Here is a 26,354-nt window from a genome sequence, read left to right as displayed (position 1 = left end):
CCGTGGGTGTGGGGCTGCGCAACCGGCCGGTTGTGCTCGTGGGTGGTCAGGTGAGGGGTTTCTCGAACCCGAGGTGGTTGTAGGGCGAGTTGTCGTACGGCGGGATCGGGTGGTAGCCGCTGGACTGGTAGAGGGCGATCGCCTCGGTCAGGGCGGTGTGGGTGCCGAGCCGTACGACGGTGGTGCCGTGCTCGGCGGCGTGGGTTTCCAGGTGTCGTAGCAGCAGTCGGCCGATGCCGAGTCCCCGGGCGGCCTGGTCGACCCACAGGTGTCGGATCTCGGCGGCTCCGTCGCCTAGTGCCCGCCATGCCCCGCAGCCGACCGGGCGGTTCTCTTCCCGGGCGAGCAGCAGGGCCCCGTTGTCGCCGTCGAGGTCGTCCGGTGTGACCAGGGTGGTGGGGTCGTATCCCTCGGGGAACCGGCGGGCGAGTTCGTCGGCGTACGCGCGCAGGCAGTCCCGGGCCGGGGTGCCGTGCGGTTGCGTGGGGGTGATCGAGACGGTGGCGAGTCGTAGGAGGCGGTGGATCTGTGCCTGGGCGGTGATCAGCCGTTGTCGTTGGGTCGGGGTGAGTCGGGCCAGTAGGTCGGTGACGCCGGTGTCGGAGCGGCGGTCGAGTTCGGCGCGTTCCCGGGTTCCGGCGTCGGTCAGTTCGACCACTCTGACCCGGCGGTCGTGTGGGTGTGGTCGGACCCGGACGAGGTTCTGTGCGGTCAGGGAGCGCAGTAGCCGGCTGAGGTAGCCGGAGTCGAGGCCGAGGCGGGTGCGTAGGTCGCGTACGTCGGCCTGGTCGCCGATTTCGAACAGGAGCCGGGCTTCGCCGAGGGGGCGGTTCTGGCCGAGGTAGTGGTCGGTGAGGAGGCCGATGCGGCGGGTGTAGTAGCGGTTGAAGTCGCGGACCAGGCCGACCTGTTCGGTGGTGGAGTCCATCCGGCGACCATAACCAATTTTCTCTGACTCAGGTCAGAGAATGTCGCGGAGGTCGCCGGTTGTTGCCCAGTACTCGCGGTTACCGCGTTGTCGCACACCCGTACCGGCGCTTATCCTGCCGGCCGGCGGCCGCCGGGCTGACTCGCCGACCGGGAGGACACGATGGACCACCACCACGACCACCACGACCACGGGCGGGACCACGGGACCGGGCGGTCGGGCGGCGGGCACCCGCACCGGCCCGACGGGCCGGGGTGGGCGCGGCGGGTCCGGCACCTGCTCACCCCCCACTCACACGACACCTCCGACCGGGTCGACGGCGCGCTGACCGCCTCCCGGGCCGGGATCCGGGCTCTGTGGATCTCCCTGCTGGTGCTCGGGGTGACCGCCGCCGGGCAGGCGGTGGTGGTGTTCTGGTCCGGTTCGGTGGCGCTGCTCGGCGACACCCTGCACAACGTCGCCGACGCGCTGACCGCCGTACCGCTCGGGGTGGCGTTCCTGCTCGGTCGCCGCGCGGCGACCCGCCGTTACACGTACGGCTACGGTCGGGCCGAGGACCTGGCCGGGGTCGCGATCGTGGCGACGATCGCCGGGTCGGCGGTGTTCGCCGGCTACCAGGCGGTGACCCGGCTGCTGGACCCGCGTGGCGTCGACCACCTGCCGTACGTGGCCGCCGCCGGCCTGATCGGGTTCGTCGGCAACGAGATCGTGGCCCGGTACCGGATCGGCGTCGGTCGCCGGATCGGTTCGGCCGCGCTGGTCGCCGACGGGCTGCACGCCCGTACCGACGGGTTCACGTCGCTGGCGGTGCTGCTCGGTGCCGGGGGTGCCGCGTTGGGCTGGTGGTGGGCGGACCCGGCGGTCGGGCTGCTGATCACGGTGGCGATCCTGGTGGTCCTCGGCGACGCTGCCCGTTCGGTGTACCGGCGGCTGATGGACGCCGTCGACCCGGCTCTGGTCGACACCGCCGAGGCGGCGCTGCTGGCCACGCCGGGCGTCACCCGGGTCGGTGCGGTGCGGTTGCGGTGGATCGGGCACCGGTTGCACGCCGAGTGTGCGATCACCGTCGACGGTGGGCTGACGGTGGCGCAGGGGCACCGGATCACGGTCGCGGCCGAACACCGGTTGATCCACGCCGTGCCGAGGCTCACCGCCGCGTCGGTCCACGCCGACCCGGACCACCGGCACGGTGACGACCCGCACGCGATACTCGCCCACCACCGGTAGGGCACCGCGTGGCCCGACGGCGATACCGGCGATCCGGTACGGCTCCCGTCGGCGGGGGCCAGTAGGTACCGGCGTCGGGTCGGGTCAGCCGGTGGTGGGGGCGAGTGCGGCGCGTACCGGGCCGGACTTGGCCGCCGCCTCGGCGACCTCGGCGTCCGGGTCGCTGTCCCAGGTGATGCCGCCACCGGCCCAGACGTGCACCCGTTCGCCGTCGGTGGCGGCGGTGCGGATGGTGACGCCGAGGTCGATGTGGTCGGGGCCGACCCAGCCGAGCGCGCCCATGCCGGCGCCGCGTCCGACCGGTTCGTGGGCGGCGATCTGGTGCAGTGCGGAGAGCTTCGGTGTGCCGGTCACCGAACCGGGTGGGCAGATCGCCCGCAGCAGGTCGGCCAGCCCGAGCCCGTCGGCGGCGTGGGCCGAGACGGTCGACTCGGCCTGCCACAGGTCGCACCACCGGCGGATCCGGTACAGCTCGTCGACCCGGACCGAGCCGGTGGCCGCCACCCGGGCCAGGTCGTTGCGTTCCAGGTCGACGATCATGATGTGTTCGGCGCGTTCCTTGGCCGAGGCGAGAAGCTGCGCCCGGCCGGTGTCGGTGGCCGGGCGGGTGCCCTTGATCGGGCGGGTGAGCAGCCGTCCGCCGCGTGCCTCGAGCAGGGTCTCCGGGGAGGCGCAGCCGATCGCCCAGCCGTCGCCGGTGAGGACACCGCCGTAGCGGGCGCCGGGTAGCCGGCCGAGGCGGGTCAGGGCGGGGACCGGGTCGCCGGTGTACCGGGCGCTGGTGTGGCCGACGACGTTGACCTGGTAGATGTCGCCGCGCCCGATCGCCGTACGGGCGGCGGTGACGGCGGCGGCGTGGGCTCGCGGGGTCCAGCTCGGTTGCCACGGGCCGAGCCACCAGTCGGCCGGGCGGGTGCCGGCGGCCGGTGGTGGTGCGGGGCGGTGCCGGTAGACGACGACCACCACGTCGGGTACGGCGGCGGCCGGTGACGGTGGGCCGGGTGGTGCGCCGATCATCGTGGCGCCGGCGGCGGCGGAGACGAACAGCGTGGCGCCGACCGCCGCCCCACCCGCTGGGGTGGGCGGACGGTGGGTGGGGTGCAGGGCCCCGGCGCCGAGCCGGTGCCCGGTGAGGAACCGTTCGACGAGGTCGGCCGGGTCACCGGGTTGGCCGACGTGCCATTCGAGCCGGTCGAGTTCCGCCAGCGAGTCGATATGTGTCGATGGCATCGCGGGGGCTGGCCCCGGCCTGTATGGGAGCGTTTCCACGACGAGTGGCCCATTCTCCATCATCCGTTGGGTGGATTCTCCCCGGTTGGGTCCGATCCCTGCTCGATGTAGCACCGTTCGGCTTGGTACCGTGCGTCACTGGTCATGTGAACCATGACACAGCACCCCCACAGTCCGGAGAACCCGATGTGCCAGCACCAACCCACCTGTCCCTCCGCCGAGGCAACCGATCGGGAGGCCGCCCGCGTCATCGCCTGCTTCCGTGAGCAGGGCTGGAGCCTGCTCTGCAACGGTGTGATCGTCTTCGAGGACACCGGCGAACTGCTCCCCGACGGCAGCGTGATCGCGCCGCACCGGGGCCCCGCCCGACACGTACTCGTCGCCTGAACGATCACTACCGGTAACCACGGCGGGCACCGTGCGGCCCGCCGACCAGGCCGTCACACCACGACGACTCCCCACCGACCCGGGCCCGCCCCGCCGAAACCGCTCAAGGCTGTCCCCGCCGATCAACGACCTCCCCGCCCCGGCGTGAACCGGGGCGAGGAACCGTCGCGGTGATCGACGCGGACTACCTTGATCGACCCGGGTCCGTCCCACCCGGACCCGGACCACCTTCCGGGCGATCCGCCCCCCGGAGGCGTTCAGTCCTCGAACGCCTCCGGCGACGGGCACGAGCAGACCAGGTTCCGGTCACCGAACGCCCCGTCGATCCGACGCACCGGCGGCCAGTACTTCGCCGCCCGGTCGACCCCGGCCGGGAACGCCGCCACCGACCGAGGGTACGGGTGCGCCCAGTCGTCACCTGTCACCATCGACGCCGGGTGCGGGGCGTTCACCAACGGGTTGTTCCCCGCCGGCCACTGCCCCGACCCGACCAGGTCGATCTCCTCCCGGATCGCGATCATCGCCGCGCAGAACCGGTCGAGCTCGGCCAGGTCCTCGCTCTCGGTCGGCTCGACCATCAGGGTGCCGGCCACCGGGAACGACATCGTCGGCGCGTGGAACCCGTAGTCGATCAACCGCTTCGCGACGTCGTCGACACTCACCCCGGTCGCCTTCGTCAACGGCCGCAGGTCGAGGATGCACTCGTGCGCGACCAGGCCCTTGTTGCCGGCGTACAGCACCGGGTAGTGCGCCCGCAGCCGCGCCGCCACGTAGTTCGCCGCCAGGACCGCCGTCCCGGTCGCCCGGGTCAGCCCCTCGGCGCCCATCATCCGCAGGTACGCCCACGGGATCGGCAGGATCCCCGCCGACCCGTGCCGGGCCGCCGAGATCACCGGCTGCCCGTCGACCGACCCGCCCAGCGGGTCACCGGGCAGGAACGGCGCCAGATGCGACCGGACCGCCACCGGACCAACCCCCGGGCCACCGCCACCGTGCGGGATGCAGAACGTCTTGTGCAGGTTCAGGTGTGACACGTCCGCGCCGAACTTGCCCGGCCGGGCGAACCCGACCAACGCGTTCAGGTTCGCCCCGTCGACGTACACCTGGCCACCGGCGTCGTGGACCTTCGCGCACAACGACGCGATCCCGGTCTCGTACACCCCGTGCGTCGACGGGTACGTCACCATGATCGCCGCGAGGGCGTCCCGGTGCACCTCGATCTTCCGGTCGAGGTCGACCAGGTCCACGTCACCGTTGTCGTCACAGGCGACCACCACCACCCGCATACCGGCCATCACCGCACTGGCCGCGTTCGTACCGTGCGCCGACGACGGGATCAGACACACGTCGCGGTGCGCCTCACCACGCTCACGGTGGTAACCCCGGATGGCGAGCAGACCGGCGAGTTCACCCTGCGACCCGGCGTTCGGCTGCACACTGACCGCGTCGTAGCCGGTCACCTCCGCCAGCCACCCCTCCAACGAGGCGACCAGTTCCCGGTACCCGGCGGTCTGCTCCACCGGCGCGTACGGGTGGATGTTCGCGAACTCCGGCCACGTCACCGCCTCCATCTCGGTGGTGGCGTTGAGCTTCATCGTGCACGACCCGAGCGGGATCATGCCCCGGTCCAGGGCGTAGTCGGAGTCCGACAGCCGGCGCAGGTAACGCAGCATCGCCGTCTCCGAGTGGTGCCGGTGGAACACCGGGTGGGTCAGGTAGCCGCTGGTGCGGGCCAACCCGGCCGGCAGCACCTCCGCGACCTCGCCGGTGAACTCGGCCACCCCGAACGCCGCCCAGACCGCGCCCAGGTGCGCGTCCGTCGTCGTCTCGTCGCACGCCACCGACACCCGGTCGGCGTCGACCAGGCGCAGGTTCACCCCGCGCCCGGCCGCGTCGGCGACCACCGCCGCGGCCCGTCCCGGGACCACCGCGGTGACCGTGTCGAAGAACGCCGGCCCGACCGTCGACACGCCGCCGGCGCGCAACCCGGCCGCGAGCCGGGCGGCCCGGGCATGGGTACGGGCGGCGATCGCCCGCAGCCCGTCCGGCCCGTGGTAGACGGCGTACATGCTGGCCATCACCGCCAGCAGCACCTGCGCGGTGCAGATGTTGCTGGTCGCCTTCTCCCGCCGGATGTGCTGCTCCCGGGTCTGCAACGCCAACCGGTAGGCCGGGTTGCCGTCCGCGTCCCGGGACACCCCGACCAGCCGTCCGGGCAGCATCCGCTCCAGCCCGGCCCGGACCGCCAGGTAACCGGCGTGCGGGCCACCGAAGCCCATCGGCACACCGAAACGCTGGGTGGTGCCGGCGGCGATGTCCGCCCCGATCTCCCCCGGCGGGCGCAGCAGGGTCAGGCCGAGCAGGTCGGCGGCGACGGTGACCAGCGCCCCGACGGCGTGCGCCGCCTCGACCACCCCGGCGTGGTCACGGACCAGCCCGGACGCGCCCGGGTACTGCAGGTGCAGACCGAAGAACTCCGCCGGCAGGTCGCCGGCGTCGAGGTCGACGACCCGCACCTCGATACCGAGCGGCTCGGCCCGGGTCGCGATCACCGAGATCGTCTGCGGCAGGGTGTCGGCGTCGACCACGTACACCGGGCTCTTGCTCTTCGACGCCCGACGGGCCAGGGTCATCGCCTCGGCCGCCGCGGTCCCCTCGTCGAGCATCGACGCGTTCGCCGTCGCCAGCCCGGTCAGGTCCGTGACCATGGTCTGGAAGTTGAGCAGCGCCTCCAGCCGCCCCTGGCTGATCTCCGGCTGGTACGGGGTGTAGGCGGTGTACCAGGCCGGGCTCTCCAGCACGTTGCGGCGGATCACCGCCGGGGTGTGGGTGCCGTAGTAACCGAGCCCGATCATCGACACCGCGACCGTGTTACGGGCGGCGAGCGCCCGCAGCTCCGCGATCACCTCGGCCTCGGTGGCCGGGGCCGGCAGGTCGAGGGTGCCGTGCCACCGGATCACCTCGGGGATCGCCGCGTTCATCAGCTCGTCGATCGAGTCGTAACCGACGGCGTCCAACATGCGGCGTTCACCGTCGGCATCCGGTCCGATGTGACGGTCAGCGAACTGCTCTGTGGTCATGGCGGCTCCCGGGGGGCGAGGTCGACGATGCGGCCTCCCCCTCTGTCGCGCCCGCGCACGGCGAAGCACTCCACAGTCGCCTGCCCACGAGGTCCTTTTGCCTGAGAGGTTCCGGGGAGGATTTGCCCCTTCGGCGCCGCCCCGCGAAACACACCGGGCGGTCTCTCCCACGTGGGTGTTACCGGCATGGTCAACGCTACCAGCGGGTGTGTTTCCGGCGGGTATCGGCCCTGACCGGCCAGAACACCGGGTCGTCGACGGCACCCGACGGCGGATAACCCCCAGGCGCCCCGTACCGGCGCGAAGACGGACAAACCAGTTACGTGACCGGCTCCGGCGCCGGCCCGGCGACCCATCGACCCGCCCGGAACGATACTGTTTGTGACAACGCCCACGTACGCCGCGCCGCCCGCCCGCCGACCGGTCCCCGACCCACCCGGGCACCCCCACGGGGGCCACCACCACGACCGGGAGGCAGGACACGGATGACCTCCGGACCCCACCCCGAGTCACCGGCACCCACCGACGACTGCACCGTCCGTCACGTCCTCGACCGGGTCGGCGGAAAATGGAGCATCGCGATCATCGTCGCCGCCACCCCCGGCCCGGTACGGTTCACCGAACTCGAACGCCGCATCGAAGGCATCAGCCGCCGCATGCTCACCCTCACCCTGCGCAACCTCGAACGCGACGGGCTGCTCGTACGGACCGTTCACCCGACCGCCCCACCCAAGGTCGAATACACCGCCACCGAGATGGCCCGGGAACTGCACGACACCCTGATCGCCCTCACCCACTGGGCCGAACGGCACCGGCCGACGATCTCCGCCGCCCGCCAACGCTACGACCGGGAACAGCACCAACCCGGCCCGCAACCACCCAGCGACTGACCCCCGCCGATCCACCGGTGCGAGCAGCGACACGCCCGCCCCACCCGAACAGGGCCGCGACAGATCAATAGGCTGAGACGGTGACCGACCTCTACCACGCCGCCACCGGCCGATACGACTCGATGACCTACAACCGCGCCGGCCGCAGCGGGCTGCGCCTGCCCCCGATCTCACTCGGCCTCTGGCACAACTTCGGCCACGAACGCCCCTGGCAGCGCCAACGCGACATCGTCCGCCGCGCGTTCGACCTCGGCATCATCCATTTCGACCTGGCCAACAACTACGGCCCGCCGCCCGGATCCGCCGAGGAGAACTTCGGGCGCATCTTCGCCGCCGACCTCGCCCCGTACCGCGACGAGATCGTCATCTCCACCAAGGCCGGCTACGACATGGGCCCCGGCCCCTACGGCGAATGGGGCTCCCGCAAACACGTCATCGGCTCACTCGACCAGTCACTGCGCCGCATGGGCCTCGACTACGTCGACATCTTCTACCACCACCGGCCCGACCCGGACACCCCGCTCGAGGAGACCATGGGCGCCCTCGACGCCGTCGTCCGCGCCGGCAAGGCCCATTACGTCGCCATCTCCAACTACAACGCCGCACAGACCGCCAAGGCCGCCGCGATCCTGCGCGACCTCGGCACCCCACTGGTGCTGCACCAACCGTCGTACTCGATGGTGAACCGGTGGATCGAGCGGGACCACCTGCTCGACACCCTGGAAAAGGTCGGCGCCGGCTGCATCGCCTACAGCCCCCTGGCCCAGGGCCTGCTCACCGACCGCTACCTCAACGGTGTCCCCGCCGACTCCCGGGTCCGCACCAGCGTCTTCCTCGGCGAGGAACACCTCAGCGACGACACCATGACCAAGGTCCGGGCACTGCACGATATCGCCGCCCGCCGAGGCCAGAGCCTGGCCCAGCTCGCCCTCGTCTGGGCCCTGCGCGACCCCCGCATGACCAGCCTGATCATCGGCGCCAGCAGCGTCAGCCAGCTCGAGAACAACGTCGCCGCCCTCGACAACACCCACCTCGGCGACGACGAACTCGCCGAGATCGAACGGTACGCCACCGAATGACCGCCCCGCCCGCCGCGCCCTCCAGCGCGGCGGGCGAACCGGCACCCCCGGCTCAGACCGGGTCGACGCGCCCCGCCACCACCTGCGGCTCCACCTGGTCCAACAGCACCCGCACCTGGTGCACCACGTCCGGCGGCACATCCAACTCGACCAACGTGCCGAGCAGGTGCCCACCAACCTTCGCGTAATGCACCCGGGGAATGTTCAACCCCCGATGCGCATCGGCCAACCCCCGACCCGAGTACGTGTCCGGCCCGCCGAGCAACATCGTCAACATCAACGCCAGATGCCGGCGCTGACCCGCCATCTCCACCGTCTCGAAGTAACCACCGAGATCCGGATCGGCCAGCACCCGCTCGTAGAACAACCGCACCGCGGCCTGAACCGCCTCCGCACCACCGATCCGCTCGTACGCCGACTCCCCACCAGACCCGGGGACAGGCACGTCACGATCCGGCGCCCCGGTGTCCCCGCTGGAAAATGCCTCGGCTCGCGTCTCCGTCACACCCCTGTCCTCCCGGATGGTGCCCGCGAACCACGCACCAGGCGCACCGTGGGCAACTCGGCGGCCGTCCGCCCCACCCCCGGCGGGATCGGTGGTACCGGAGACCACCACGGAACGACGCAGTCGGACCATAGCCCACCGAACACGAACTGTCACGCCACACTCACCAAACGCAGCGAATCGCGCGGGTCAACCCACCGCGACAACCACCCTCACCACCGCAACGCGTCGTCCACACCCGACTCACGCGGCCCCAGAAACACCGGATCACGCCCACTGACCACGTCATACACCGCCTTCACCGCGGCCAACCGCTCCCGGAAACTCCCCCACCGCCACGCCCGCTCGAACCGACTCACCGAATCGTCACCCACACCCACCGCGTCCAACCCCACCCGCCGACACAACGTCACCGCCCGCTCCACATGGAACGACTGCGTCACCACGATCACCCGACGAACCCCGAACACCCTCGCCGCCCGCGAACACGAGTCGTACGTGTCGAAACCCGCGTGGTCCTGCACCACCCTCTCCGCCGGCACACCCCGATCCACCAGCCACCGCCGCATCGCCCCCGGCTCGTCGTACTCCCACCGGCCGTGATCGCCCGACACCAACACCACCCGAGCCTTACCCGCGTCGTACAACCGCTTGGCCAACCCCAGCCGCGCCGCCAGGAACGGCGCCGGACGACCATCCGGCTCCACCTTCGCCCCCAGCACCAACACCACCGGTGCCGCCGGCACCTCCGCCACGTCGAACACATGCGCCCGCGCCGACCGCTCGACCCACACCACGCTGCCGACCACCACCACCGGCCCCAGCACCGCCAACACCGCCACCGCCAGCGACAACCGCCGCAGCCAACGGCGCCAACGAACCCGCCGCGCCGAACCCGACACCAGCGGACCAACCGAACGAGACGAACCCGGGACAGCCGACATAGTCACATTGTGACCGGCACACCCGGCAAACGATCAACCAGCCCGACGCCGGGCCCGACGAGCCGCCAACTCGTCCCCAGCGGCCTCCGACTCACCCGGCCGCACCCCACCGTCGAGCGGATGCACACCCCCGGCCGGCTCCGCCGGCAGGTGCGACAACGACCCCTGGATCTCCTTGAACGCACCACCGATGGCGATCCCGAACACACCCTGCCCACCCTGGAGCAGGTCCACGACCTCCTCCGGCGACCGGCACTCGTACACCGTCGTACCGTCCGAGATCAACGTGATCCCCGCGAGATCCGCCACCCCACGCGACCGCAACACCTCGATCGCCTTACGGATGTTCTGCAGCGACACCCCGGCGTCAAGCAACCGCTTGACCACCTTCAGCACCACCAGATCCCGGAACGAGTACAACCGCTGCGTCCCCGACCCGGAAGCATCCCGGATACTCGGCACCACCAACGTCGTACGCGCCCAATAGTCCAACTGCCGGTAGCTGATCCCGACCGCGTGACACGCCGTCACCCCGCGATACCCGACCGCCCCGTCCTCCTCGAACGAGAAGTCCATCGGCGCGCCGCCGTCGGTGTGGCGATGATCTGATGTCCCCGGATCAGGGTCCTGTGGCTCGTGCATCCGGACAACCTCCCCGCCAGTGCGGTGACACGTCGTTTCCGGGACGTGCACCCCTCGACAAAGGCAACCCTATAGCGCCCCACGAGGGATCAGCCGCAGGAATCAGCGCGACACGCCGCACGGAGGGCGACACGCGCCGCACCGGGCACGTCACCCTCCGACCGCGCCCACCCACGCGACCACACCGTCAACCAGCAAAATCCTCCGGCTGCACCTGCTCCAGGAACTCCCGGAACTTCTCGACCTCGTCCTCCTGCTCATCAGGAATAACGATGCCGGCCTCGGTCAGCACCTGCTCCGCACACCGGATCGGCGCACCCACCCGCAACGCCAACGCGATCGAGTCACTCGGCCGCGCGGACACCCGCAGCCCATCCCCGATCAACAAATCGGCGTAAAAGACATTCTCCTTCAACTCGGTGATCTCCACCGCGCGCAACGGCGCCTCCAGCGCCGCCAAGATGTCCCGCAACAGATCATGGGTCAACGGCCGACTCGGCTTGACCCCCTGCTGCTCGTACGCGATCGCGGTCGCCTCCACCGCACCGATCCAAATCGGCAGGTAACGGTCACCCTCGACCTCCCTGAGCAGGACGATCGGCTGGTTGCTGGGCAGCTCCACCCGAACCCCGACCACGCTCAGCTCGCGCACCGCCGCCTCCGTGTCGTTGTGTACGTCCCCAGCACCGGCACACGGCGACCAAGAACCCTCGGCCACCGCCACACCGGCCCCTTCCCTGCACGGTACACGCGCCACGAGTAGGTCGTCCCACGCGCGCCGCCCGTACCAAACCACCCACCACCGGGTTACCCCGCGAAGCCTACGGCACGCCCGCGACCCCAGATCTTTCCCACCGCACCACAACCGCCTCAGCGGCCCAACACCGACCGCAACCCCACCCGCACCAGAGCCGCGTGCAACCGCTGCGACAAACCCACCAACTCCCGCGCGGCCTCCGCCGCCCGAGCCCGCGCAGCCGGATCGTTCTGCCGCGCCAACGGGGCGATCAACTGCTCGAACAAACCCACCTCACGATCAGCGGCCGTCCGGAAAGCCCGCAGATGACGCGGCTCCAACCCGTACGCCGCCAACCCCGCCACCGCCTGCGCGATCACCACCGCATCCGAGTCGTACCACCCCGGCGGACGCGACACGATCAGACCAAGCCGCTCCAACTCGGTCAACGTCACATCATCGATCCCCGTACGGCCAACCAGATCCGCCCGCGTCACCCGCGAATCCGCAGACTCCACCGGAACAGCCGCAACCCCGTCCCGACCAGGAACCTCACCCGCCGGACCCACCGCGACCAACGCCGGCCGCTGCCGCCCCGGAACCTCAGGCTCCCGCTCCAGACCCTCCAACTGCTCACGGATCACCCGCAACGGCAGATACTGATCCCGCTGCGCGGTCAGCACATACCGCAGCCGGGCCACATCCTCCCAGCTGTACTTCCGATAACCAGCGGGCGTACGTTGCGGCTCAACCAGGCCCTCCGCCTCGAGAAACCGCAACTTCGAGATCGTCGTGTCCGGAAACTCCACCCGCAGCTGAGCCAGGACCTCACCGATGCTCATCAGCGGCTGGGCCCGACCGGCCGAAGCCGTGGGCGCAGCCGCTGCCGCACGCTCGTTCACCCCCGGCCGGCCTCCTCCTCCGGGCGCGGACCGGCGATGAAGACCAACCGGAACTTACCGATCTGCACCTCGTCGCCATTGCTCAAGGTGGCCGCCTCAACCCGCTCCCGATTCACGTAGGTCCCGTTCAGGCTCCCCACGTCCCGGACGGTGAACGTGCCACCGTCCCGGTGAAACTCGGCGTGCCGCCGAGACACGGTCACGTCATCGAGGAAAATGTCACTGTCGGGATGCCGGCCACTGGTGGTCACATCGTGGTCCAACAAGAACCGGGCGCCAGCGTTCGGACCCCGCCGGACGACGAGCAACGCCATGCCCGGAGGCAACGAACCCGACATGCGACTCGGCACAACATCGGCATCCGGTCCCTCAAGCACTTCGTCGAGCGCACCGAGGTTGAGCGTCGATGTGACGTCGAGTGGGGGGAACTCGTCGTCTGGGCGCGTCATGGGACCACCTCACGGATCAGTTCGGTCGGCGTCGGGTGTGGCGGGTCTGGCCGCCAGGCTGTCAAGCCCAGCGGCTGGCTCTCCCGTGCCTGGGAAGGCAATTTCCGCAACGCACAACTATTGGATTCTCGGTCGACTGAGCGAGCCTAGCCAGCGCCGAAATACAGGGCAACCAGACGCGCGGGCCGGTTTCCGCCCGCGCGAAACCACACTCAGCTCTCGGTCAATTCCCGGTACGCCGCCGCCGAGAGCAACCCCTCGACCGCCGCCGGCCCACCCGGAACGATCTCCACCAGCCAACCCGCACCGTACGGATCCGTGTTGATCAACTCAGGGGTGTCGCCGAGCTCCGCGTTACGACCCACCACCGTGCCACTGACCGGGGCGTAGATCTCCGAAACACTCTTCGTCGACTCGATCTCACCCAACGACTCGCCCGCCTCGACCGAGGCACCCTCGTCCGGAAGCTGCACATAGACGATGTCACCCAGCGCATCCTGCGCAAAATGGGTGATGCCCACCCGCACCGGTCCGCTACCGTCGCCCGACACCCACTCGTGCTCGGCCGTGTAACGCAGGTCCTCAGGAATCACCAGCCGCGTCCTTCGTCATCGCATCGATCGATACCCGCACCCAGGAAGGTACGGCCGCGCCCGGTCAGGAGACCGGGCGCGCGTGCTTCAGATCCAACGGAGCACTCAGGGTCGACACGTCGACCACCTCACGCTCCTGCACCGAAACGTTACCGCCGTCCCCACTGACCGACGCGACCACCCCGCCCGGAATGTTCAACGCGGTCCGCATCGTCGATGGATCACCAATCACCGTCACCGTGTACGGGCCGGTCAACCGGCGCCCACTCACCGCCACACCACCACCGTCATCCAGGAAGAACGTGCTCGCCACCACCCGCACCGCACCCCCACCACCAGAAATCTGCATCGCCTCCGCACCCGCACCCCGCAACTCCTGCACCGCGTCCAACAACGTCGCCGCCCCCACCGGCTTCGCCCCAGCCGAGAACGTCACCGTCAACCCCGGACCCCGCGCCGGCAACGTACCCGCCAGGATGCCCAACTCGTCAGCCCGCCGAGTCGCCTCGTCCAACACCGCCTGCCGCCCCTGCGCACCCGACGCCAACTGCCGCTTGCTCTCCTCCAGCCCCGCGATGTCCTGACGCAGCCGCTCCTCCTGCGACTCCAGATCCGACAGGATCCGCACCAGGTCCTCCTGCCGCGTCGCCGCCAACTCAGGATCCGCCGAATTGTTCTTCAACTGCACCACCAACGTGAACCCCAGCAACGCCAACAACACCGCGATGATCACACTGGCGCTGCTCCACCGCGCCGCCCCGGACACCGGCCGCCCCGCACCAGCCTCCGCGCCCTCGGCGACCTCCGAGTCCGGACCACCCGGCTCCTGCGGCTCCGACACCACCCCAGGACCGGAACCAGTCGCCTGCGGCGACACCTCACCACCGGCCGACCCACCGACACCCGCCGACCGGGCCACCCCGGCCAGATCCACCGTCGGCCCGTCCGACCCGAGACCGGAACCACCGGCATCCCCCGGCGGGCCGTCCACCGACCCCGCCGCCGGCACCTCAGCCCCCGACCCGGCCTGTCGCTGCTCGTCGCTCATCGTCAGAAACCTACGCCCGGAACAGGTGCCGACGGATCGCCGCCACATTCCCGAAGATCCGGACCCCGAGCACCACCACGACCCCGGTCGACAACTGACCACCCACCCCCAACTGGTCACCGAGATAAACGATCACACCCGCCACCAGCACGTTCGAGATAAACGAGATCACGAACTGCTTGTCGTCGAAAATCCGGTCAAGCTTCGCCCGGACCCCACCGAACACCGCGTCAAGGGCCGCGACCACGGCGATCGGCAGGTACGGCTGCAACGCCGCCGGCACCGTCGGGTCCAACACCACGCCGAGCACAACACCGACGAGCAACGCGAGTACAGGGATCATCGGCCGCCTCCGGAGGGACTGAGGGATTTCCCGGCGCCTGGCGACGCCGGACTACTGGACCGCCCCGCACCCGACGGCACAGGCGACACGGACGGCGACACCGACGGCACGGCATACCGCAACTGCGGCTCACCCGCCGCCGGCAAGGTCAGGTCATCGACCTTCCGTACGTCGAACGACATGCCGTGCTCAACCGACACCTGACGCAACAGAGCCGCCGCCGCACTGCTTCGGAACCGGCGCTCCAACTGACCCGGACCGATCGCGGAAACCTCGTACGGGCCGGTCACCGGCCGGAAATCGACCAGGATCGCACCACCGGCGGCCCGAATCGTCGACGTCGCCGTCAACCGCTGACCATTGATCGAGATCGCCTCCGCGCCCGCACTCCACAAGGCGTTCGCGACGTCCTGCAGATCACGGTCCAGCACCTTGCCGAGGTTAGTACCGCCCACCCCGGTCACCGCATCCGCCTCCGACGGCCCATCGGCCACCCGAACCAGCACACCGTCGCCACGGACCCGCCCCAGACCCGTACCCGCCTCCAGATCCCGCAACCTGGCCGCGTCGCTACCCGACAACGCCGCATCACGCTGCCGGTTGACCTCCGCCCGCAACTCGTCCACCCGGCGGGTCAGCTCGTCGGTCTCGCTCTCCCGCTGCTTGATCTGCGCCACCAACCCGGCCCGCGCCTGACTACGACCCGGCTCCCCCTCGATCGTCTGCCGGTACGCCACCGCCAGCAGAAACCCGAGCGCCGCCAGTGTGACCACCGTCACCACCCGGATCGACCTCCGGCGCCACCCCGTCGGCCCACGCCCCGCACGCCGGCTCGCCGCCGCATCCGAATAACCCGGATCCAGCGGATTACGGAACAGCTCGGTGAGAAAGTCCGGCGCGTACACCCGCTCCGGCCGACGATCGGCACTCATCGCGCCTCCCGGCGCCTCGAACCGACCAGACGAGCGGCCTGAACCAGGTAGAACGCCCCGGCAACCCAGTAGAGAACCAGCCCCCACCACGCCAGCGACCACCCGATCGCACCGGCAACCGTCGCCGCACCCGACACCGCGTCGGCGAGCAGCAACGTCGGGAACGCGGCCAACAGGATGAACGTGGCGGTCTTGCCGAGATAGTGCACCGGCGGTGGACCGTACCCGTACCGGCGCAGCACCAGCAGCGAACCGAGCAGCAGCAGCTCGCGGGCCAGCAGCGCGGCGGTGAATTCCCACGGCACGATCTCGCGGGCGGTGAAGCCGGCCAGGGTGGCCAGGATGTAGAGCCGGTCGGCGGTCGGGTCGAGCAGTTCCCCGAGCCGGCTGACCTGCTTGAGCCGGCGGGCGACGTAACCGTCGACCCAGTCGGTGGTGCCGCCGACGGCGAGCACGACCAGGGCGGCGACGTCCGCCCTGGGCCCCAGCAGAAGATAGAGGAACAGCGGTACGCCGAGCAGCCGGGCGAAGCTGATCAGGTTCGGAATCGTGAGGACCCGGCTACCCGCACCCTCGGACCGGGCGGCGGTGCCCCCGGTTGGCTGGGCGTCGTCCGCCCGCGCCGGCCGACGCGACACCGAACCTCCCTCTGCGGTTGGTCCGTCGCTTCCCGCTGGCACGGGTCGGTCCGGGACCGTGCGCGCTCTCGCCGGTGATCACGGACCCCGCTCGCTGGCCTCGCCGTGGTGCCGGACTCCTGGCGCAACCCCGGTTCCGGTGTTCGGCGGGCACCCGGGGCTGCTGATTTGCGGTGTCACTATATCCGCCCCCTGCTGGGGGCCGTCGGCTGCCGATGCGGGTCGTCTGGTCGGTGACGAGGACCACAACCCGTAAGTCGTCCTAGGACGCTAGTTCTGTTGGTGGAACGGTTCGGGCGGGAACGGCCCGATGGCGAGGTTCGGGGCCGGCACCGGGCCTGTCGGCGCTCGCCGCGACCCCGCCGATGTGGCACGATCTCGCAGGTGAACAGCAGCAACGCCGAGTCGCGACGACTGCGCGACCTCGCCCGGCTGCGCCGCGTCCGGGACCGGATCGACCGGGAGTACGCCCAGCCGCTCGACGTCGAGGCGCTCGCCCGCGGCGCGCACATGTCCGCCGGGCACCTGAGCCGCGAGTTCCGCCTCGCCTACGGTGAGTCCCCGTACGGGTACCTCATGACGCGACGCGTCGAGCGCGCGATGGCGCTGCTGCGGCGCGGCGACCTCAGCGTCACCGAGGTCTGCTTCGCCGTCGGCTGCTCGTCGTTGGGCACCTTCAGCACCCGCTTCACGGAACTGGTCGGCATGCCGCCGAGCACCTACCGGCAACGGGCCGCGCAGGCGACCGTCGGGATGCCACCCTGCCTGGCCAAACAGGTGACCAGACCGATCAGGAATCGAGAAGCGCGGCCGGCGCGGGCGCGGCTAGCGTGACCGCCATGGACATCGCGATCTATGCCTCCTTCCTCCCCCACGACAACCCGGACGCCTCCCTGGCCTTCTACCGCGACACCCTCGGCTTCGAGGTCCGTGGCGACGTCGACCACGGGGGCATGCGGTGGATCACCGTCGGTCCCGCCGGGCAGCCCGGCACCTCCATCGTGCTGGAGCCGCCGGCCGCCGACCCGGGAATCACCGACGACGAACGCCGGGCCATCGTCGAGATGATGGCCAAGGGCACCTACGCCGGTGTCGTCCTGGCCACCGCCGACCTCGACGGCACCTTCGAGCGGGTGCTGGCCAGCGGTGCGGAGGTCGTCCAGGAGCCGGCCGAACAGCCGTACGGCATCCGCGACTGTGCCGTCCGCGATCCCGCCGGCAACCTGGTCCGGATCCAGCAGATCCGCTGAACCCCGTCCGGCTCGACCGGAACCGTCGCGGCGCAGGCCGCCCACCACACCGTCACCGATCCCGCCGGCGACGTCCCCGAGCCACTCACCGGCGACGGTAACGCGCGGCGGCCGGACAGACGGCCCGCCCGACAGATGGAGACACGATGAGCAAGGCCACTTCGACGAGGACCGGGGCGCCCGTACCGCACGTCGCCGACAGCCACGACCTGATCCGCGTGCACGGCGCACGCGTGAACAACCTCAAGGACGTCACCGTCGAGATCCCGAAGCGGCGGCTGACCGTCTTCACCGGCGTCTCCGGATCGGGCAAGAGCTCGCTGGTGTTCGGCACGATCGCCGCCGACTCGCAACGGTTGATCAACGAGACCTACAGCGCCTTCGTGCAGGGCTTCATGCCGACGCTGGCCCGACCCGAGGTCGACGTACTCGAGGGGTTGACCACCGCGATCATCGTCGACCAGCAGCGGATGGGTGCCGACCCCCGGTCCACCGTCGGCACCGCCACCGACGCCAACGCGATGCTGCGCATCCTGTTCAGCCGACTCGGTCAACCGCACGTCGGGTCGCCGAACGCGTTCTCCTTCAACGTCCCCTCGGTACGGGCGACCGGCGCGATCACGGTCGAACGCGGTGCCGGCAGGACCGTACGGCAGACCTTCACCCGTACCGGCGGCATGTGTCCCCGCTGCGAGGGCCGGGGCGCGGTCTCCGACATCGACCTCGGCCAGCTCTTCGACGACTCCAAGTCGATCGCCGAGGGCGCGATCACCATTCCCGGCTGGAAGGCTGACAGCTGGTGGACGGTACGGATCTACGCCGAGTCGGGCTTCCTCGACCCGAACAAGCCGATCCGTGACTTCACCAAGAAGGAGATGCACGACTTCCTGCACCGCGAGCCGACGAAGGTGAAGGTCGAGGGCATCAACCTCACCTACGAGGGACTGGTCCCGAAGGTCCAGAAGTCGTTCCTGGCCAAGGACCGGGAGGCGATGCAGCCGCACATCCGGGCGTTCGTCGACCGGGCGGTCACCTTCACCACCTGTCCCGAGTGCGACGGGACCCGGCTCAGCGCGGCGGCCCGCTCGTCGCGGATCGACGGGATCAACATCGCCGACGCCTGCGCGATGCAGATCAGCGACCTGGCCAAGTGGGTCGGGGAGCTGGACCAGCCGTCGGTCGCGCCGCTGCTGGCCACCCTGCGCCAGACCCTCGACTCGTTCGTGGAGATCGGGCTGGGCTACCTCTCGCTGGACCGGCCGTCGGGCACACTGTCGGGCGGCGAGGCTCAGCGCACCAAGATGATCCGCCACCTCGGCTCGTCGCTGACCGACGTCACCTACGTCTTCGACGAGCCCACCATCGGGTTGCACCCGCACGACATCCAGCGGATGAACGACCTGCTGCTGCGGCTGCGGGACAAGGGCAACACGGTGCTCGTGGTGGAGCACAAACCGGAGACGATCGCGATCGCCGACCACGTCGTCGACCTCGGCCCCGGGGCCGGTACGGACGGCGGCACCATCTGCTTCGAGGGCACCGTCGAGGGGCTGCGGACCAGCGGCACCCTCACCGGTCGCCACCTCGACGACCGGGCCGCGCTGAAGAAGACCGTGCGTACGCCCACCGGCACGCTCGAGATCCGTGGCGCCGCGACGCACAACCTGCGCGACGTCGACGTCGACATCCCGCTCGGGATGCTCGTCGTCGTCACCGGTGTCGCCGGCTCCGGCAAGAGTTCGCTCGTGCACGGGTCGATTCCCGCCCGGGCCGGTGTGGTCTCGATCGACCAGGGTGCGATCCGTGGCTCGCGACGGAGCAACCCGGCGACGTACACCGGGCTGCTCGACCCGATCCGTAAGGCGTTCGCGAAGGCCAACGGGGTGAAGCCGGCGTTGTTCAGCGCCAACTCCGAGGGTGCCTGCCCCAACTGCAACGGGGCCGGCGTCGTCTACACCGACCTGGCGATGATGGCCGGTATCACCAGCGTCTGCGACGAGTGCGAGGGGAAACGGTTCGAGGCGTCGGTGCTGGAGTACCACCTCGGCGGTCTCGACATCAGCGAGGTGCTCGCGATGTCGGTGACCGAGGCCGAGGAGTTCTTCGGCGCGGGCGAGGCGCGGACGCCCGCGGCGCACGCCATCCTCACCCGGCTCGCCGACGTGGGGCTCGGCTACCTCAGCCTCGGTCAGCCGCTGACCACCCTCTCCGGTGGTGAGCGGCAGCGGCTGAAGCTCGCCACCCACATGGCGGAGCAGGGCGGCGTCTACGTCCTGGACGAGCCGACCACCGGCCTGCACCTCGCCGACGTCGAGCACCTGCTGGGTCTGCTCGACCGGCTCGTCGACGCCGGCAAGTCGGTGATCGTGGTCGAGCACCACCAGGCGGTCATGGCGCACGCCGACTGGATCATCGACCTCGGCCCCGGAGCGGGGCACGACGGTGGGCGGATCGTCTTCGAGGGCACCCCCGCCGACCTCGTCGCCGCCCGCTCCACCCTCACCGGCGAGCATCTCGCCGCCTACGTCGGCGCCTGACCCGAGCCGCGGGAACACCTTTCCCGACGTGCGCGCGACCGGTACGGGCCCGCTCAGGCGCCGTGCCGGTCGCGCCACTCCCGGTCCAGGATCGCGTAGACGAACTGCTCGCCCCACTGCCCCTTGAAGATCTCGTCCTCGACGAAGTGGGCCTCCCGGCGCATTCCGAGCCGCTCCATCAGCCGCCAGGACGGCTCGTTGAGTACGTCGCACGCGCCGGTGATCCGGTGCAGTCCGAGCTGCTCGAATCCGAGCCGGAGCCCGACCTCGGCCGCCTCCGTCGCGTACCCCATGCCCTGGAACTCGGGGTTGACGGCGAACCCCAGCTCACCCTGCCGGTTGGCGACGCTGACCCACTTGAGGACCACCTGGCCGATCACCCGCCCGGTGGTCGGCAACTGCACGGCCAGGGCCAGCCACTGCCCCTCCTCCCGCAGCTCCGCCTGGCTGATCCGGCGGGTGAGCGCGTCCCGGGTGGCGGCCTCGTCGTGCACCTCCCAGTAGAGGTACCGGACCACCTCCGGATGCGAGGTCAGTGCGTGCAGGTCGGTGAAGTCGCCGTCCTGGAACGGGCGCAGCAGCAGCCGCTCGGTCTCGATCGGATAGGCGGGGCGCAGCACCGGCCGATGTTATGCCGCCGCCGGTCCCGGGCGCACCCCGGTTCCGCGCGTCCCGGACCGGGGTGCGCGGAGCGTGGACGGCGAGCGGCCGGAGGGGCGGTGGGGTGGCTAGTGGAGCGCGACGCCGCCGTGGAACGCGTCCGGCACGTCGGCCGGCGGGTCCTCCGCGCGCCACCGGGCCACCGGCACGATGCCGTCGGGGGTCAGCCGCCAGTCGCCGAGCAGGTCCGGGAAACCGGCCGGGGCACGCATGTGGAAGCCGTCCCCCATCATCGCCAGCGCCACCGGGTGGTCGGCGAGTTCCTCGCCGTCGAAGTCGAAGGCCAGCATGCTGCCGGGAGGCACCGCCCGGTGCAACCGCGCGAGGGTACGGGCCAGCGTCGGGTCGTCGAGGAAGGCGGCCAGGCCGAGGAAGACGACCCCGATCGGCTCCCGCCCCCAGCCGGGAAGGAACCGGGTCAGCGCCTCCGGCTCGATGCTCGACAGGTCGGTCGCGTCGCCGAAGGCGTACCCGGCGCGCTGGTGGTCGGCGAGGATCTCCTGGCCGAGTGCGATGGTGACCGGGTCGATGTCGGTGTAGAGCACGTGCGAGCCGCTGGCGACCTCGTGCACGTTGCCCTGGCTGGGCACTCCCGCGCCGAAGACCAGGAAGTTGTCGATGCCGTGGTCGACCAGGTGGGCCACGGCCCGTCCGGAGAAGTCGCGCAGTGAACGGAAGATCGCCGCGCAGGGTCCGTACGCGCCCTCGAACGCCTGTGCGGCGGTGACGTCGACCGGGAAGTGGTGCCGGCCCCCGAGCCAGTAGTCGATCATGCGGGCGGTGCTCGGCACCACCGGGTCCTGGGTCATCGACAGAATCCTTCGCTCAGCCCCGCCGGGCGTACAGCGTACACAGTGGAGGGGTGAGCGCGACGTCGCCTTCGCCGACCGGCCGCTCCGGTCGCACCACTGGGTCATCGATCCGGTCACCGACCTGAGCTGACCGGCCCGCGCGGCGACTCAGCGCAGACGTACGTCGTGCATGGTGCCCTCTTCCGAGCTGACCGTCTCGTCGATCAGATCCAGGAACACCCGGATGTACGGGAGGTTGCCGCCCTTGGCGCGGGACGCGGCCAGATCCTTCGCTGACCGCCAGAAGACGATGTCGAGCCACTCGTCGTCGGGCAACCGGACCAGGCGGGCGTCGATGAACCCGGCCCGGTCGGCCTCGAAGTCGCGCAACATGGCCGGACGCGCCGCGAGCAGTTGCTCCGTCCGGTCCGAGGAGACCCGGAACCGGGTGAGTTCCACGGCTACCAACTCAGCCCCCCGTGGCGATCATCAAGCAGAAAGGCGGTGCTGGCAGACTATCGGCACCAGCCCCGACTGATGGGGCGAACCGCACCACCTTCAGCTACCCGACGTACCGCCCCGATGTCTTCGGCGTACGCCGAAAGGGTTGACCCTGCCGTACCCCGACACCGAGGTTGAAGGCCCACGGGGAGCGGAAGGGGTACGACATGCGGCGGTTGACGGTGTTCTTCGCGGCGGTGAGCGTCCTGCTCGGCGCGGCTGGCTGCGACACGGACGAGGGAACGGGAACCGCGCCCTCCCCCTCGCCGAGCAGTGCCGTCGTCGCGCCCGCGCCCGGACGGCACCAACTCACCCTGGACCACGACGGGGTCGCCCGCCGGTACCGGTTGCACGCGCCGGCGAACTACGACCCGGCCGTGCCCGTCCCGCTGGTGATCGCGCTGCACCCCTTTCCGGGCGAAGGACTCGGAATGAGCGAGATGGTGGAGTTCGACGCGGTGGCCGAGCGGGAGAACTTCCTGGTCGCGTACCCCGACGGGATCAACGGTGGGTTCAACGCCCTGGTCTGCTGCGGCACGGCCGACGACGTCGGGTTCCTGAAGGCCCTCGCCGCGCACCTGACCGGAGGCTGGCGGGTCGACCCGGACCGGGTCTACCTGACCGGCATCTCCAACGGCGGCGACCTGAGTTTCCGGGCCGCCGTCGAGGCGACCGGCGTGTTCGCCGCCATCGGTGTGGCCAGCGGCGGGTTCATCGGTCCCCCGGCCGCCGCCGCGGACTACGTCCCGAAGAGCCCGGTCTCGGTCATCACCTTCATCGGCGGGCAGGACCGGTACGCCGAGCAGTTCCAGGCCGGGATGCGGGCGTGGCGGCAACGGCTGCGCTGTGTCCCGGCGGGGCCCGCGTCGGCGCCGGCCGAGGCGGTCACCCTCGACCGGGCCCGCTGCGCCGACGGCAGCGACGTGGAGGAGTACCGGTTGGCGAACATGGGGCATTCCTGGCCCGGGGCGAAGGTCGGCCCGGTGGCCGCGCCCGGAGCCGGGGTGGCGGCCACCGAACTGATCTGGGCGTTCTTCGCCGCCCGTCCGCGCCGTACCTGACCGCCGGGTCGCGACGTCGGCGAACCGCCGCCGGTACGTCACTTATCGCCCCGGCCAGCCCGTCACCTGCCCATACTGGGATCGGCGCCGTGCCCGGACAGCAGCCCGGAGGAGCGGAACGATGGACGCGAACAACGACGCGGTGGTGGTCGGCGTCGACGGGTCCACGACCGGCCTGGCGGCGGTGCGGCTCGCCGCCGACGAGGCGAACAGGCGCCAGCGTCCGCTCCGCGTGGTGCACGCCTTCGTCTGGCCGAAGCTGCGCGTCTCCGGCAAACCGTCACCGGCCGGGCCGGCCGACGGCGGCCTGCGCCAGCAGGCCGAACGGGTCGTCGACGAGGCGCTCACCGAGGCACGCGCCGTCGCGCCCGGCGTGGCCGTCACCGGCGAGGTGGTGCCGGGATTCGCCACCGCCGTCCTGGTCGGCGAGTCCACCCGGGCCCCCCTGGTGGTGATCGGGGACCACGGGCTCGGTGGGCTGACCAGCCTGCTGATCGGCTCGGTGGCGGTGCAGGTCACCTCGCACGCGGCCTGCCCGGTGCTCGTCGCCCGGGGCAGGCCGAACCCGACCGGGCCGGTCGTCGTCGGCATCGACGGGACGCACCTGTCCACCGAGGCGGTCGCGTTCGCGGTCCAGGAGGCGGCACTTCGACGTACCCACGTGGTGGCGGTGCACGCCTACCGGCACCCGGTGTCGACCCAGGCCGGGGACGTGCTGCCGACGGTGCACGATCGCGACGCGCTCCGCGACGACGAGGGGCGGGTCCTCGCCGAGTCGGTCGCCGGCTGGCGGGAGCGCTACCCACAGGTGGAGATCAACCGCCAGCTCATGCCCGGCCGGGCCGCCCCGGCGCTGGTCGAGCTCTCGCACTACGCCCAGCTCGTGGTGGTCGGCGGGCACGGCCGAGGTGCCCTGACCGGGTTGCTGCTCGGTTCGGTGAGCCAGCACGTCCTGCACCACGCGCAGAGTCCGGTGGCCGTCGTACCGCACGCCGTTGTCGGCCGACCCGGTCAGCACACCCGTACGGTCGCGGACCCCGGTCGGCCGGCCCACCCGGACGGTTGAGGGTGCCCGCCGGGCGGGGCGGCTCGTCGGGACGGAATCACGAATGCGCCCCACCTGGGCGGGTAGACACCTCGGGTACGCCGTCGGACCACAACGGAACGGGGGGCACCCCATGCCAGGACCACGACCGGGCAGCAACGCGTACGACGTCGAACGCGCGCGGCTGCGCAAGCTGATCGAGGATTCCGGACGCGCCGTGGACAAGGGCGCCAACACCGTCGCGAACCAGGTCCTACAGGACGACCGGGGGCAGCGCGGCGTGCTGCGCAGCGAACGCGGGCGGGGCCCGAAGGGCGAACGCGGACGCGGCGAGCGGGGCTGACGATGGGGTCGTACGGCACCTCACGGGTGGACCACGGGCAGTCCGCGCTGGACGGCGCGATCGCCGGAGCGGTGGGAACGATGGCCCTCAACGCGGTCACGTACCTGGACATGACCATCCGGGCCCGTCCGGCGAGCAGTACGCCCGACCAGGCCGCCGGGCACCTCGCCGGAGCCGTACACCTGAGTCTCGGACCCGAGGGCCAGGCGGCGAACCGCCGCTCGGCCCTCGGGGCGCTGCTCGGTTACGGCACCGGGATCGGCGCCGCCGTGCTGGTCGCTGTGCTGGACGCCAGGCGGCGACTGCCGTTACCGGTGGCCAGCGTGGTGCTCGGTGTCGGTGCCATGTTCGCCACCGACGCGTCCCTGACCGCCCTCGGCGTCACCGATCCGCGACGCTGGAGCCGGTCGGACTGGTTGTCCGACGCGGTGCCGCACCTGGTGTACGGCCTCGCCTCGGCCGCCGCGTGGCACCGGCTGGGTCGGTCGCGCCGGTCACGATGACCGTGCACGCCGACGTACGGGCGCCGGGGCGCTACGCAGCCTCCGCGCGACGGTGGGTCAGTCGCGGTGGTGGTCTTCACCGGCGTCGGCGACCGGGCGGGACGACGGCCCGTACGGTGACACCTGGTCCGGCGGGACCGGTCGGGCGGCGCCGCCGGAACTGCGACGCGGTTCACCGGGGCGAGGGCCCTTGCTGTCCTGCACGGTCGGGTTGTTCTCGTTGCGACGCATCTCCGGTTGCTGCACGTTCGTCATCGCTGTCTCCTTCCGCGCTCGGCACCGGTGCGGGGTCCGCACCGGCCCGCACCCCGTGGATTACCCGGCGGCCCGGTCGCCATGCCGGCCCTCGGCCCGGGGTACCACCGGCGCCAGCGGGTAGGCAGAGGGCATGAGCGACGATCGTGAGGTGGTCAGGGCCCTGCTCGACCGGTACGGGCAGACGTACGCCCAACAGGCCGGCATCGACCTGGCCGACCGGCCGGGGCCGCTGTACCGGTTGCTGGTGCTCACCACGCTGCTGAGCACCCGGATCCGGGCGAACGTGGCGATCGCGGCCGCCCGGGAACTCTTCGCCGCCGGATTCCGGTCACCGCAGCAGATGGCGGAGGGGAACCGGCGCAGTGTGCTGGCCGCGCTCGGCCGGGGGCACTACCGGCGCTACGACGAACGGACGGCCACCATGCTCGCCGAGGGCGCGAAACTCTGCCTGGACCGCTGGCACGGTGACCTGCGGCGGCTGCACGACGAGGCGAACGGGGACCCGCCGGCGCTGCGTCGGCTGCTGATGGAGTTCCCCGGTATCGGGCCGACCGGGGCGGAGATCTTCCTACGCGAGGTGCAGGCGGTGTGGCCGGGACTGCGCCCGTACACCGACCGGCGGGTCGGCACCGGCGCACAGCGGTTGGGCCTGCCCGCCTCGGCGGACAAGCTCAGTGGCCTGACCCGGGGCGCCGACTTCGCCCGGCTGGCATCGGCGCTGGTCCGGGTCTCGCTCGGGGAGCAGCCGATCGACGACCGGGAGCTCTCGGGTGACCTGGCCCGGGCGGTCGCGGCCCGCTGACCCGGCACCCGTCAGCTCACGGAGGTGTTGCTCGGACCGGTCAACTGACG

30 protein-coding genes and 1 riboswitch are annotated in these 26,354 nt (G+C 71.0%); of the genes, 12 read left to right on the top strand and 18 right to left on the bottom strand.

Going from position 1 to position 26,354, the window contains the following annotated elements:
• Positions 1 to 46: 46 nt before the first annotated feature.
• Entirely contained in the window at positions 47 to 928 is an 882-nt protein-coding gene (locus ACI2K4_RS05830; RefSeq protein WP_404509071.1) for a GNAT family N-acetyltransferase, read from the bottom strand.
• A gap of 162 nt (positions 929 to 1,090) precedes the next feature.
• Here ACI2K4_RS05830 and ACI2K4_RS05825 point away from each other — a divergent pair, with 162 nt between their 5' ends.
• A complete protein-coding gene (locus ACI2K4_RS05825; RefSeq protein WP_404509070.1) occupies positions 1,091 to 2,155 on the top strand; it encodes a cation diffusion facilitator family transporter in 1,065 nt (354 codons plus the stop codon).
• A gap of 84 nt (positions 2,156 to 2,239) precedes the next feature.
• On the opposite strand, the gene ACI2K4_RS05820 is transcribed toward ACI2K4_RS05825, so the two are convergent.
• Positions 2,240 to 3,448, bottom strand: a complete 1,209-nt coding sequence (locus tag ACI2K4_RS05820; RefSeq protein WP_404509069.1) for a chorismate-binding protein — start codon at positions 3,446 to 3,448, stop codon at positions 2,240 to 2,242.
• A gap of 123 nt (positions 3,449 to 3,571) precedes the next feature.
• Here ACI2K4_RS05820 and ACI2K4_RS05815 point away from each other — a divergent pair, with 123 nt between their 5' ends.
• On the top strand, positions 3,572 to 3,772 hold the full coding sequence (locus ACI2K4_RS05815) for a DUF5999 family protein (protein WP_404509211.1): 201 nt from the start codon (positions 3,572 to 3,574) through the stop codon (positions 3,770 to 3,772).
• Positions 3,773 to 4,029: 257 nt separating this feature from the next.
• Here the strand turns inward: ACI2K4_RS05815 and gcvP are convergent, their stop codons facing one another.
• Positions 4,030 to 6,852, bottom strand: a complete 2,823-nt coding sequence (gene gcvP, locus ACI2K4_RS05810) for an aminomethyl-transferring glycine dehydrogenase (protein ID WP_404509068.1) — start codon at positions 6,850 to 6,852, stop codon at positions 4,030 to 4,032.
• Between the two features lie 79 nt (positions 6,853 to 6,931).
• Positions 6,932 to 7,032: riboswitch (glycine riboswitch) on the bottom strand.
• 305 nt (positions 7,033 to 7,337) lie between these two features.
• Here gcvP and ACI2K4_RS05805 point away from each other — a divergent pair.
• Together ACI2K4_RS05805 and mgrA are read left to right on the top strand one after the other, a co-directional pair.
• Positions 7,338 to 7,742 carry a winged helix-turn-helix transcriptional regulator gene (locus tag ACI2K4_RS05805; RefSeq protein ID WP_404509067.1) on the top strand — a complete coding sequence of 135 codons (405 nt, stop codon included), beginning with the start codon at positions 7,338 to 7,340 and terminating at the stop codon, positions 7,740 to 7,742.
• Between the two features lie 80 nt (positions 7,743 to 7,822).
• Positions 7,823 to 8,821 (top strand): L-glyceraldehyde 3-phosphate reductase, encoded by a 999-nt coding sequence (gene mgrA, locus ACI2K4_RS05800; protein WP_404509065.1) that lies wholly within the window; start codon positions 7,823 to 7,825, stop codon positions 8,819 to 8,821.
• A 52-nt stretch (positions 8,822 to 8,873) separates the two neighbouring features.
• On the opposite strand, the gene ACI2K4_RS05795 is transcribed toward mgrA, so the two are convergent.
• From ACI2K4_RS05795 to ACI2K4_RS05745, 11 genes are all read right to left on the bottom strand, one after another.
• Positions 8,874 to 9,326, bottom strand: a complete 453-nt coding sequence (locus tag ACI2K4_RS05795; protein ID WP_404509064.1) for a group 1 truncated hemoglobin — start codon at positions 9,324 to 9,326, stop codon at positions 8,874 to 8,876.
• A 212-nt stretch (positions 9,327 to 9,538) separates the two neighbouring features.
• Entirely contained in the window at positions 9,539 to 10,270 is a 732-nt protein-coding gene (locus ACI2K4_RS05790; RefSeq protein WP_404509062.1) for a vancomycin high temperature exclusion protein, read from the bottom strand.
• Positions 10,271 to 10,303: 33 nt separating this feature from the next.
• Entirely contained in the window at positions 10,304 to 10,912 is a 609-nt protein-coding gene (locus ACI2K4_RS05785) for a MerR family transcriptional regulator (protein WP_404509061.1), read from the bottom strand.
• Positions 10,913 to 11,099: 187 nt separating this feature from the next.
• Positions 11,100 to 11,564: a bifunctional nuclease family protein gene (locus tag ACI2K4_RS05780; RefSeq protein ID WP_121161317.1), complete on the bottom strand. Its 465-nt coding sequence runs from the start codon at positions 11,562 to 11,564 to the stop codon at positions 11,100 to 11,102.
• 218 nt (positions 11,565 to 11,782) lie between these two features.
• On the bottom strand, positions 11,783 to 12,490 hold the full coding sequence (locus ACI2K4_RS05775; RefSeq protein ID WP_404509210.1) for a MerR family transcriptional regulator: 708 nt from the start codon (positions 12,488 to 12,490) through the stop codon (positions 11,783 to 11,785).
• Positions 12,491 to 12,546: 56 nt separating this feature from the next.
• Positions 12,547 to 12,999: an FHA domain-containing protein gene (locus ACI2K4_RS05770; RefSeq protein ID WP_121161321.1), complete on the bottom strand. Its 453-nt coding sequence runs from the start codon at positions 12,997 to 12,999 to the stop codon at positions 12,547 to 12,549.
• A gap of 212 nt (positions 13,000 to 13,211) precedes the next feature.
• On the bottom strand, positions 13,212 to 13,592 hold the full coding sequence (gene gcvH / locus ACI2K4_RS05765; protein WP_404509059.1) for a glycine cleavage system protein GcvH: 381 nt from the start codon (positions 13,590 to 13,592) through the stop codon (positions 13,212 to 13,214).
• 64 nt (positions 13,593 to 13,656) lie between these two features.
• Positions 13,657 to 14,640 carry a DUF881 domain-containing protein gene (locus ACI2K4_RS05760; RefSeq protein WP_404509058.1) on the bottom strand — a complete coding sequence of 328 codons (984 nt, stop codon included), beginning with the start codon at positions 14,638 to 14,640 and terminating at the stop codon, positions 13,657 to 13,659.
• Between the two features lie 10 nt (positions 14,641 to 14,650).
• Positions 14,651 to 14,983 (bottom strand): small basic family protein, encoded by a 333-nt coding sequence (locus ACI2K4_RS05755; protein WP_404509057.1) that lies wholly within the window; start codon positions 14,981 to 14,983, stop codon positions 14,651 to 14,653.
• Complete coding sequence (locus ACI2K4_RS05750; protein ID WP_404509056.1) at positions 14,980 to 15,915, bottom strand: DUF881 domain-containing protein; 936 nt, start codon at positions 15,913 to 15,915, stop codon at positions 14,980 to 14,982. Before ACI2K4_RS05750 ends, ACI2K4_RS05755 begins: the two co-directional genes overlap by 4 nt.
• Entirely contained in the window at positions 15,912 to 16,553 is a 642-nt protein-coding gene (locus ACI2K4_RS05745; RefSeq protein WP_404509055.1) for a CDP-alcohol phosphatidyltransferase family protein, read from the bottom strand. The genes ACI2K4_RS05750 and ACI2K4_RS05745 overlap by 4 nt, the downstream gene beginning before the upstream one ends.
• Positions 16,554 to 16,937: 384 nt before the next feature.
• On the opposite strand from ACI2K4_RS05745, the gene ACI2K4_RS05740 reads away from it, so the two are divergent.
• From ACI2K4_RS05740 to ACI2K4_RS05730, 3 genes are all read left to right on the top strand, one after another.
• Positions 16,938 to 17,387 carry a helix-turn-helix transcriptional regulator gene (locus ACI2K4_RS05740; protein WP_404509054.1) on the top strand — a complete coding sequence of 150 codons (450 nt, stop codon included), beginning with the start codon at positions 16,938 to 16,940 and terminating at the stop codon, positions 17,385 to 17,387.
• Between the two features lie 5 nt (positions 17,388 to 17,392).
• Entirely contained in the window at positions 17,393 to 17,803 is a 411-nt protein-coding gene (locus ACI2K4_RS05735) for a VOC family protein (RefSeq protein ID WP_404509053.1), read from the top strand.
• Positions 17,804 to 17,949: 146 nt separating this feature from the next.
• A complete protein-coding gene (locus ACI2K4_RS05730) occupies positions 17,950 to 20,340 on the top strand; it encodes an ATP-binding cassette domain-containing protein (RefSeq protein ID WP_404509052.1) in 2,391 nt (796 codons plus the stop codon).
• A gap of 53 nt (positions 20,341 to 20,393) precedes the next feature.
• Here ACI2K4_RS05730 and ACI2K4_RS05725 read toward each other — a convergent pair whose 3' ends face one another.
• From ACI2K4_RS05725 to ACI2K4_RS05715, 3 genes are all read right to left on the bottom strand, one after another.
• Positions 20,394 to 20,960 carry a GNAT family N-acetyltransferase gene (locus ACI2K4_RS05725; RefSeq protein ID WP_404509050.1) on the bottom strand — a complete coding sequence of 189 codons (567 nt, stop codon included), beginning with the start codon at positions 20,958 to 20,960 and terminating at the stop codon, positions 20,394 to 20,396.
• Positions 20,961 to 21,068: 108 nt separating this feature from the next.
• Positions 21,069 to 21,809: an SAM-dependent methyltransferase gene (locus ACI2K4_RS05720; protein WP_404509049.1), complete on the bottom strand. Its 741-nt coding sequence runs from the start codon at positions 21,807 to 21,809 to the stop codon at positions 21,069 to 21,071.
• A gap of 150 nt (positions 21,810 to 21,959) precedes the next feature.
• Positions 21,960 to 22,250, bottom strand: a complete 291-nt coding sequence (locus ACI2K4_RS05715) for a hypothetical protein (protein ID WP_404509048.1) — start codon at positions 22,248 to 22,250, stop codon at positions 21,960 to 21,962.
• A 209-nt stretch (positions 22,251 to 22,459) separates the two neighbouring features.
• Between ACI2K4_RS05715 and ACI2K4_RS05710 the strand changes: the two genes are divergently transcribed.
• From ACI2K4_RS05710 to ACI2K4_RS05695, 4 genes are all read left to right on the top strand, one after another.
• Positions 22,460 to 23,353, top strand: coding sequence for an alpha/beta hydrolase family esterase (locus ACI2K4_RS05710; RefSeq protein ID WP_404509047.1), 894 nt, complete (start codon positions 22,460 to 22,462; stop codon positions 23,351 to 23,353).
• A 121-nt stretch (positions 23,354 to 23,474) separates the two neighbouring features.
• A complete protein-coding gene (locus ACI2K4_RS05705) occupies positions 23,475 to 24,419 on the top strand; it encodes a universal stress protein (RefSeq protein ID WP_404509045.1) in 945 nt (314 codons plus the stop codon).
• A 112-nt stretch (positions 24,420 to 24,531) separates the two neighbouring features.
• The gene (locus ACI2K4_RS05700) at positions 24,532 to 24,741 is read left to right on the top strand and encodes a phosphatidylethanolamine-binding protein (RefSeq protein ID WP_404509044.1); all 210 of its coding nucleotides are present in this window, start codon (positions 24,532 to 24,534) and stop codon (positions 24,739 to 24,741) included.
• Between the two features lie 2 nt (positions 24,742 to 24,743).
• Positions 24,744 to 25,244, top strand: a complete 501-nt coding sequence (locus ACI2K4_RS05695) for a hypothetical protein (RefSeq protein WP_404509043.1) — start codon at positions 24,744 to 24,746, stop codon at positions 25,242 to 25,244.
• A gap of 57 nt (positions 25,245 to 25,301) precedes the next feature.
• Here ACI2K4_RS05695 and ACI2K4_RS05690 read toward each other — a convergent pair whose 3' ends face one another.
• Complete coding sequence (locus ACI2K4_RS05690; protein WP_404509042.1) at positions 25,302 to 25,499, bottom strand: hypothetical protein; 198 nt, start codon at positions 25,497 to 25,499, stop codon at positions 25,302 to 25,304.
• 133 nt (positions 25,500 to 25,632) lie between these two features.
• On the opposite strand from ACI2K4_RS05690, the gene ACI2K4_RS05685 reads away from it, so the two are divergent.
• Positions 25,633 to 26,304, top strand: coding sequence for a hypothetical protein (locus ACI2K4_RS05685; protein ID WP_404509040.1), 672 nt, complete (start codon positions 25,633 to 25,635; stop codon positions 26,302 to 26,304).
• Positions 26,305 to 26,354 lie beyond the last annotated feature (50 nt).

This window comes from Micromonospora sp. NPDC050397 (assembly GCF_044901685.1).
In the GTDB taxonomy this organism is placed as follows: Bacteria; Actinomycetota; Actinomycetes; order Mycobacteriales; family Micromonosporaceae; genus Micromonospora_G.
Note: the sequence above shows the minus strand (reverse complement) of the source record. Positions and strands in the feature narration are given on the sequence as shown.

Excerpts from the sequence above, each read along its gene's own strand:
- ACI2K4_RS05775 (WP_404509210.1), bottom strand. The coding sequence starts at position 12,490 with ATGAGCATCGGTGAGGTCCTGGCTCAGCTGCGGGTGGAGTTTCCGGAC.
- ACI2K4_RS05770 (WP_121161321.1), bottom strand. The coding sequence starts at position 12,999 with ATGACGCGCCCAGACGACGAGTTCCCCCCACTCGACGTCACATCGACG.
- ACI2K4_RS05805 (WP_404509067.1), top strand. The coding sequence starts at position 7,338 with ATGACCTCCGGACCCCACCCCGAGTCACCGGCACCCACCGACGACTGC.
- ACI2K4_RS05690 (WP_404509042.1), bottom strand. The coding sequence starts at position 25,499 with ATGACGAACGTGCAGCAACCGGAGATGCGTCGCAACGAGAACAACCCG.
- ACI2K4_RS05825 (WP_404509070.1), top strand. The coding sequence starts at position 1,091 with ATGGACCACCACCACGACCACCACGACCACGGGCGGGACCACGGGACC.
- ACI2K4_RS05710 (WP_404509047.1), top strand. The coding sequence starts at position 22,460 with ATGCGGCGGTTGACGGTGTTCTTCGCGGCGGTGAGCGTCCTGCTCGGC.
- ACI2K4_RS05790 (WP_404509062.1), bottom strand. The coding sequence starts at position 10,270 with ATGTCGGCTGTCCCGGGTTCGTCTCGTTCGGTTGGTCCGCTGGTGTCG.
- ACI2K4_RS05785 (WP_404509061.1), bottom strand. The coding sequence starts at position 10,912 with ATGCACGAGCCACAGGACCCTGATCCGGGGACATCAGATCATCGCCAC.
- ACI2K4_RS05730 (WP_404509052.1), top strand. The coding sequence starts at position 17,950 with ATGAGCAAGGCCACTTCGACGAGGACCGGGGCGCCCGTACCGCACGTC.
- gcvP (WP_404509068.1), bottom strand. The coding sequence starts at position 6,852 with ATGACCACAGAGCAGTTCGCTGACCGTCACATCGGACCGGATGCCGAC.
- ACI2K4_RS05830 (WP_404509071.1), bottom strand. The coding sequence starts at position 928 with ATGGACTCCACCACCGAACAGGTCGGCCTGGTCCGCGACTTCAACCGC.
- ACI2K4_RS05685 (WP_404509040.1), top strand. The coding sequence starts at position 25,633 with ATGAGCGACGATCGTGAGGTGGTCAGGGCCCTGCTCGACCGGTACGGG.
- ACI2K4_RS05720 (WP_404509049.1), bottom strand. The coding sequence starts at position 21,809 with ATGACCCAGGACCCGGTGGTGCCGAGCACCGCCCGCATGATCGACTAC.
- ACI2K4_RS05705 (WP_404509045.1), top strand. The coding sequence starts at position 23,475 with ATGGACGCGAACAACGACGCGGTGGTGGTCGGCGTCGACGGGTCCACG.
- ACI2K4_RS05820 (WP_404509069.1), bottom strand. The coding sequence starts at position 3,448 with ATGATGGAGAATGGGCCACTCGTCGTGGAAACGCTCCCATACAGGCCG.
- ACI2K4_RS05755 (WP_404509057.1), bottom strand. The coding sequence starts at position 14,983 with ATGATCCCTGTACTCGCGTTGCTCGTCGGTGTTGTGCTCGGCGTGGTG.
- ACI2K4_RS05815 (WP_404509211.1), top strand. The coding sequence starts at position 3,572 with ATGTGCCAGCACCAACCCACCTGTCCCTCCGCCGAGGCAACCGATCGG.
- ACI2K4_RS05750 (WP_404509056.1), bottom strand. The coding sequence starts at position 15,915 with ATGAGTGCCGATCGTCGGCCGGAGCGGGTGTACGCGCCGGACTTTCTC.
- ACI2K4_RS05735 (WP_404509053.1), top strand. The coding sequence starts at position 17,393 with ATGGACATCGCGATCTATGCCTCCTTCCTCCCCCACGACAACCCGGAC.
- ACI2K4_RS05695 (WP_404509043.1), top strand. The coding sequence starts at position 24,744 with ATGGGGTCGTACGGCACCTCACGGGTGGACCACGGGCAGTCCGCGCTG.
- ACI2K4_RS05760 (WP_404509058.1), bottom strand. The coding sequence starts at position 14,640 with ATGAGCGACGAGCAGCGACAGGCCGGGTCGGGGGCTGAGGTGCCGGCG.
- ACI2K4_RS05700 (WP_404509044.1), top strand. The coding sequence starts at position 24,532 with ATGCCAGGACCACGACCGGGCAGCAACGCGTACGACGTCGAACGCGCG.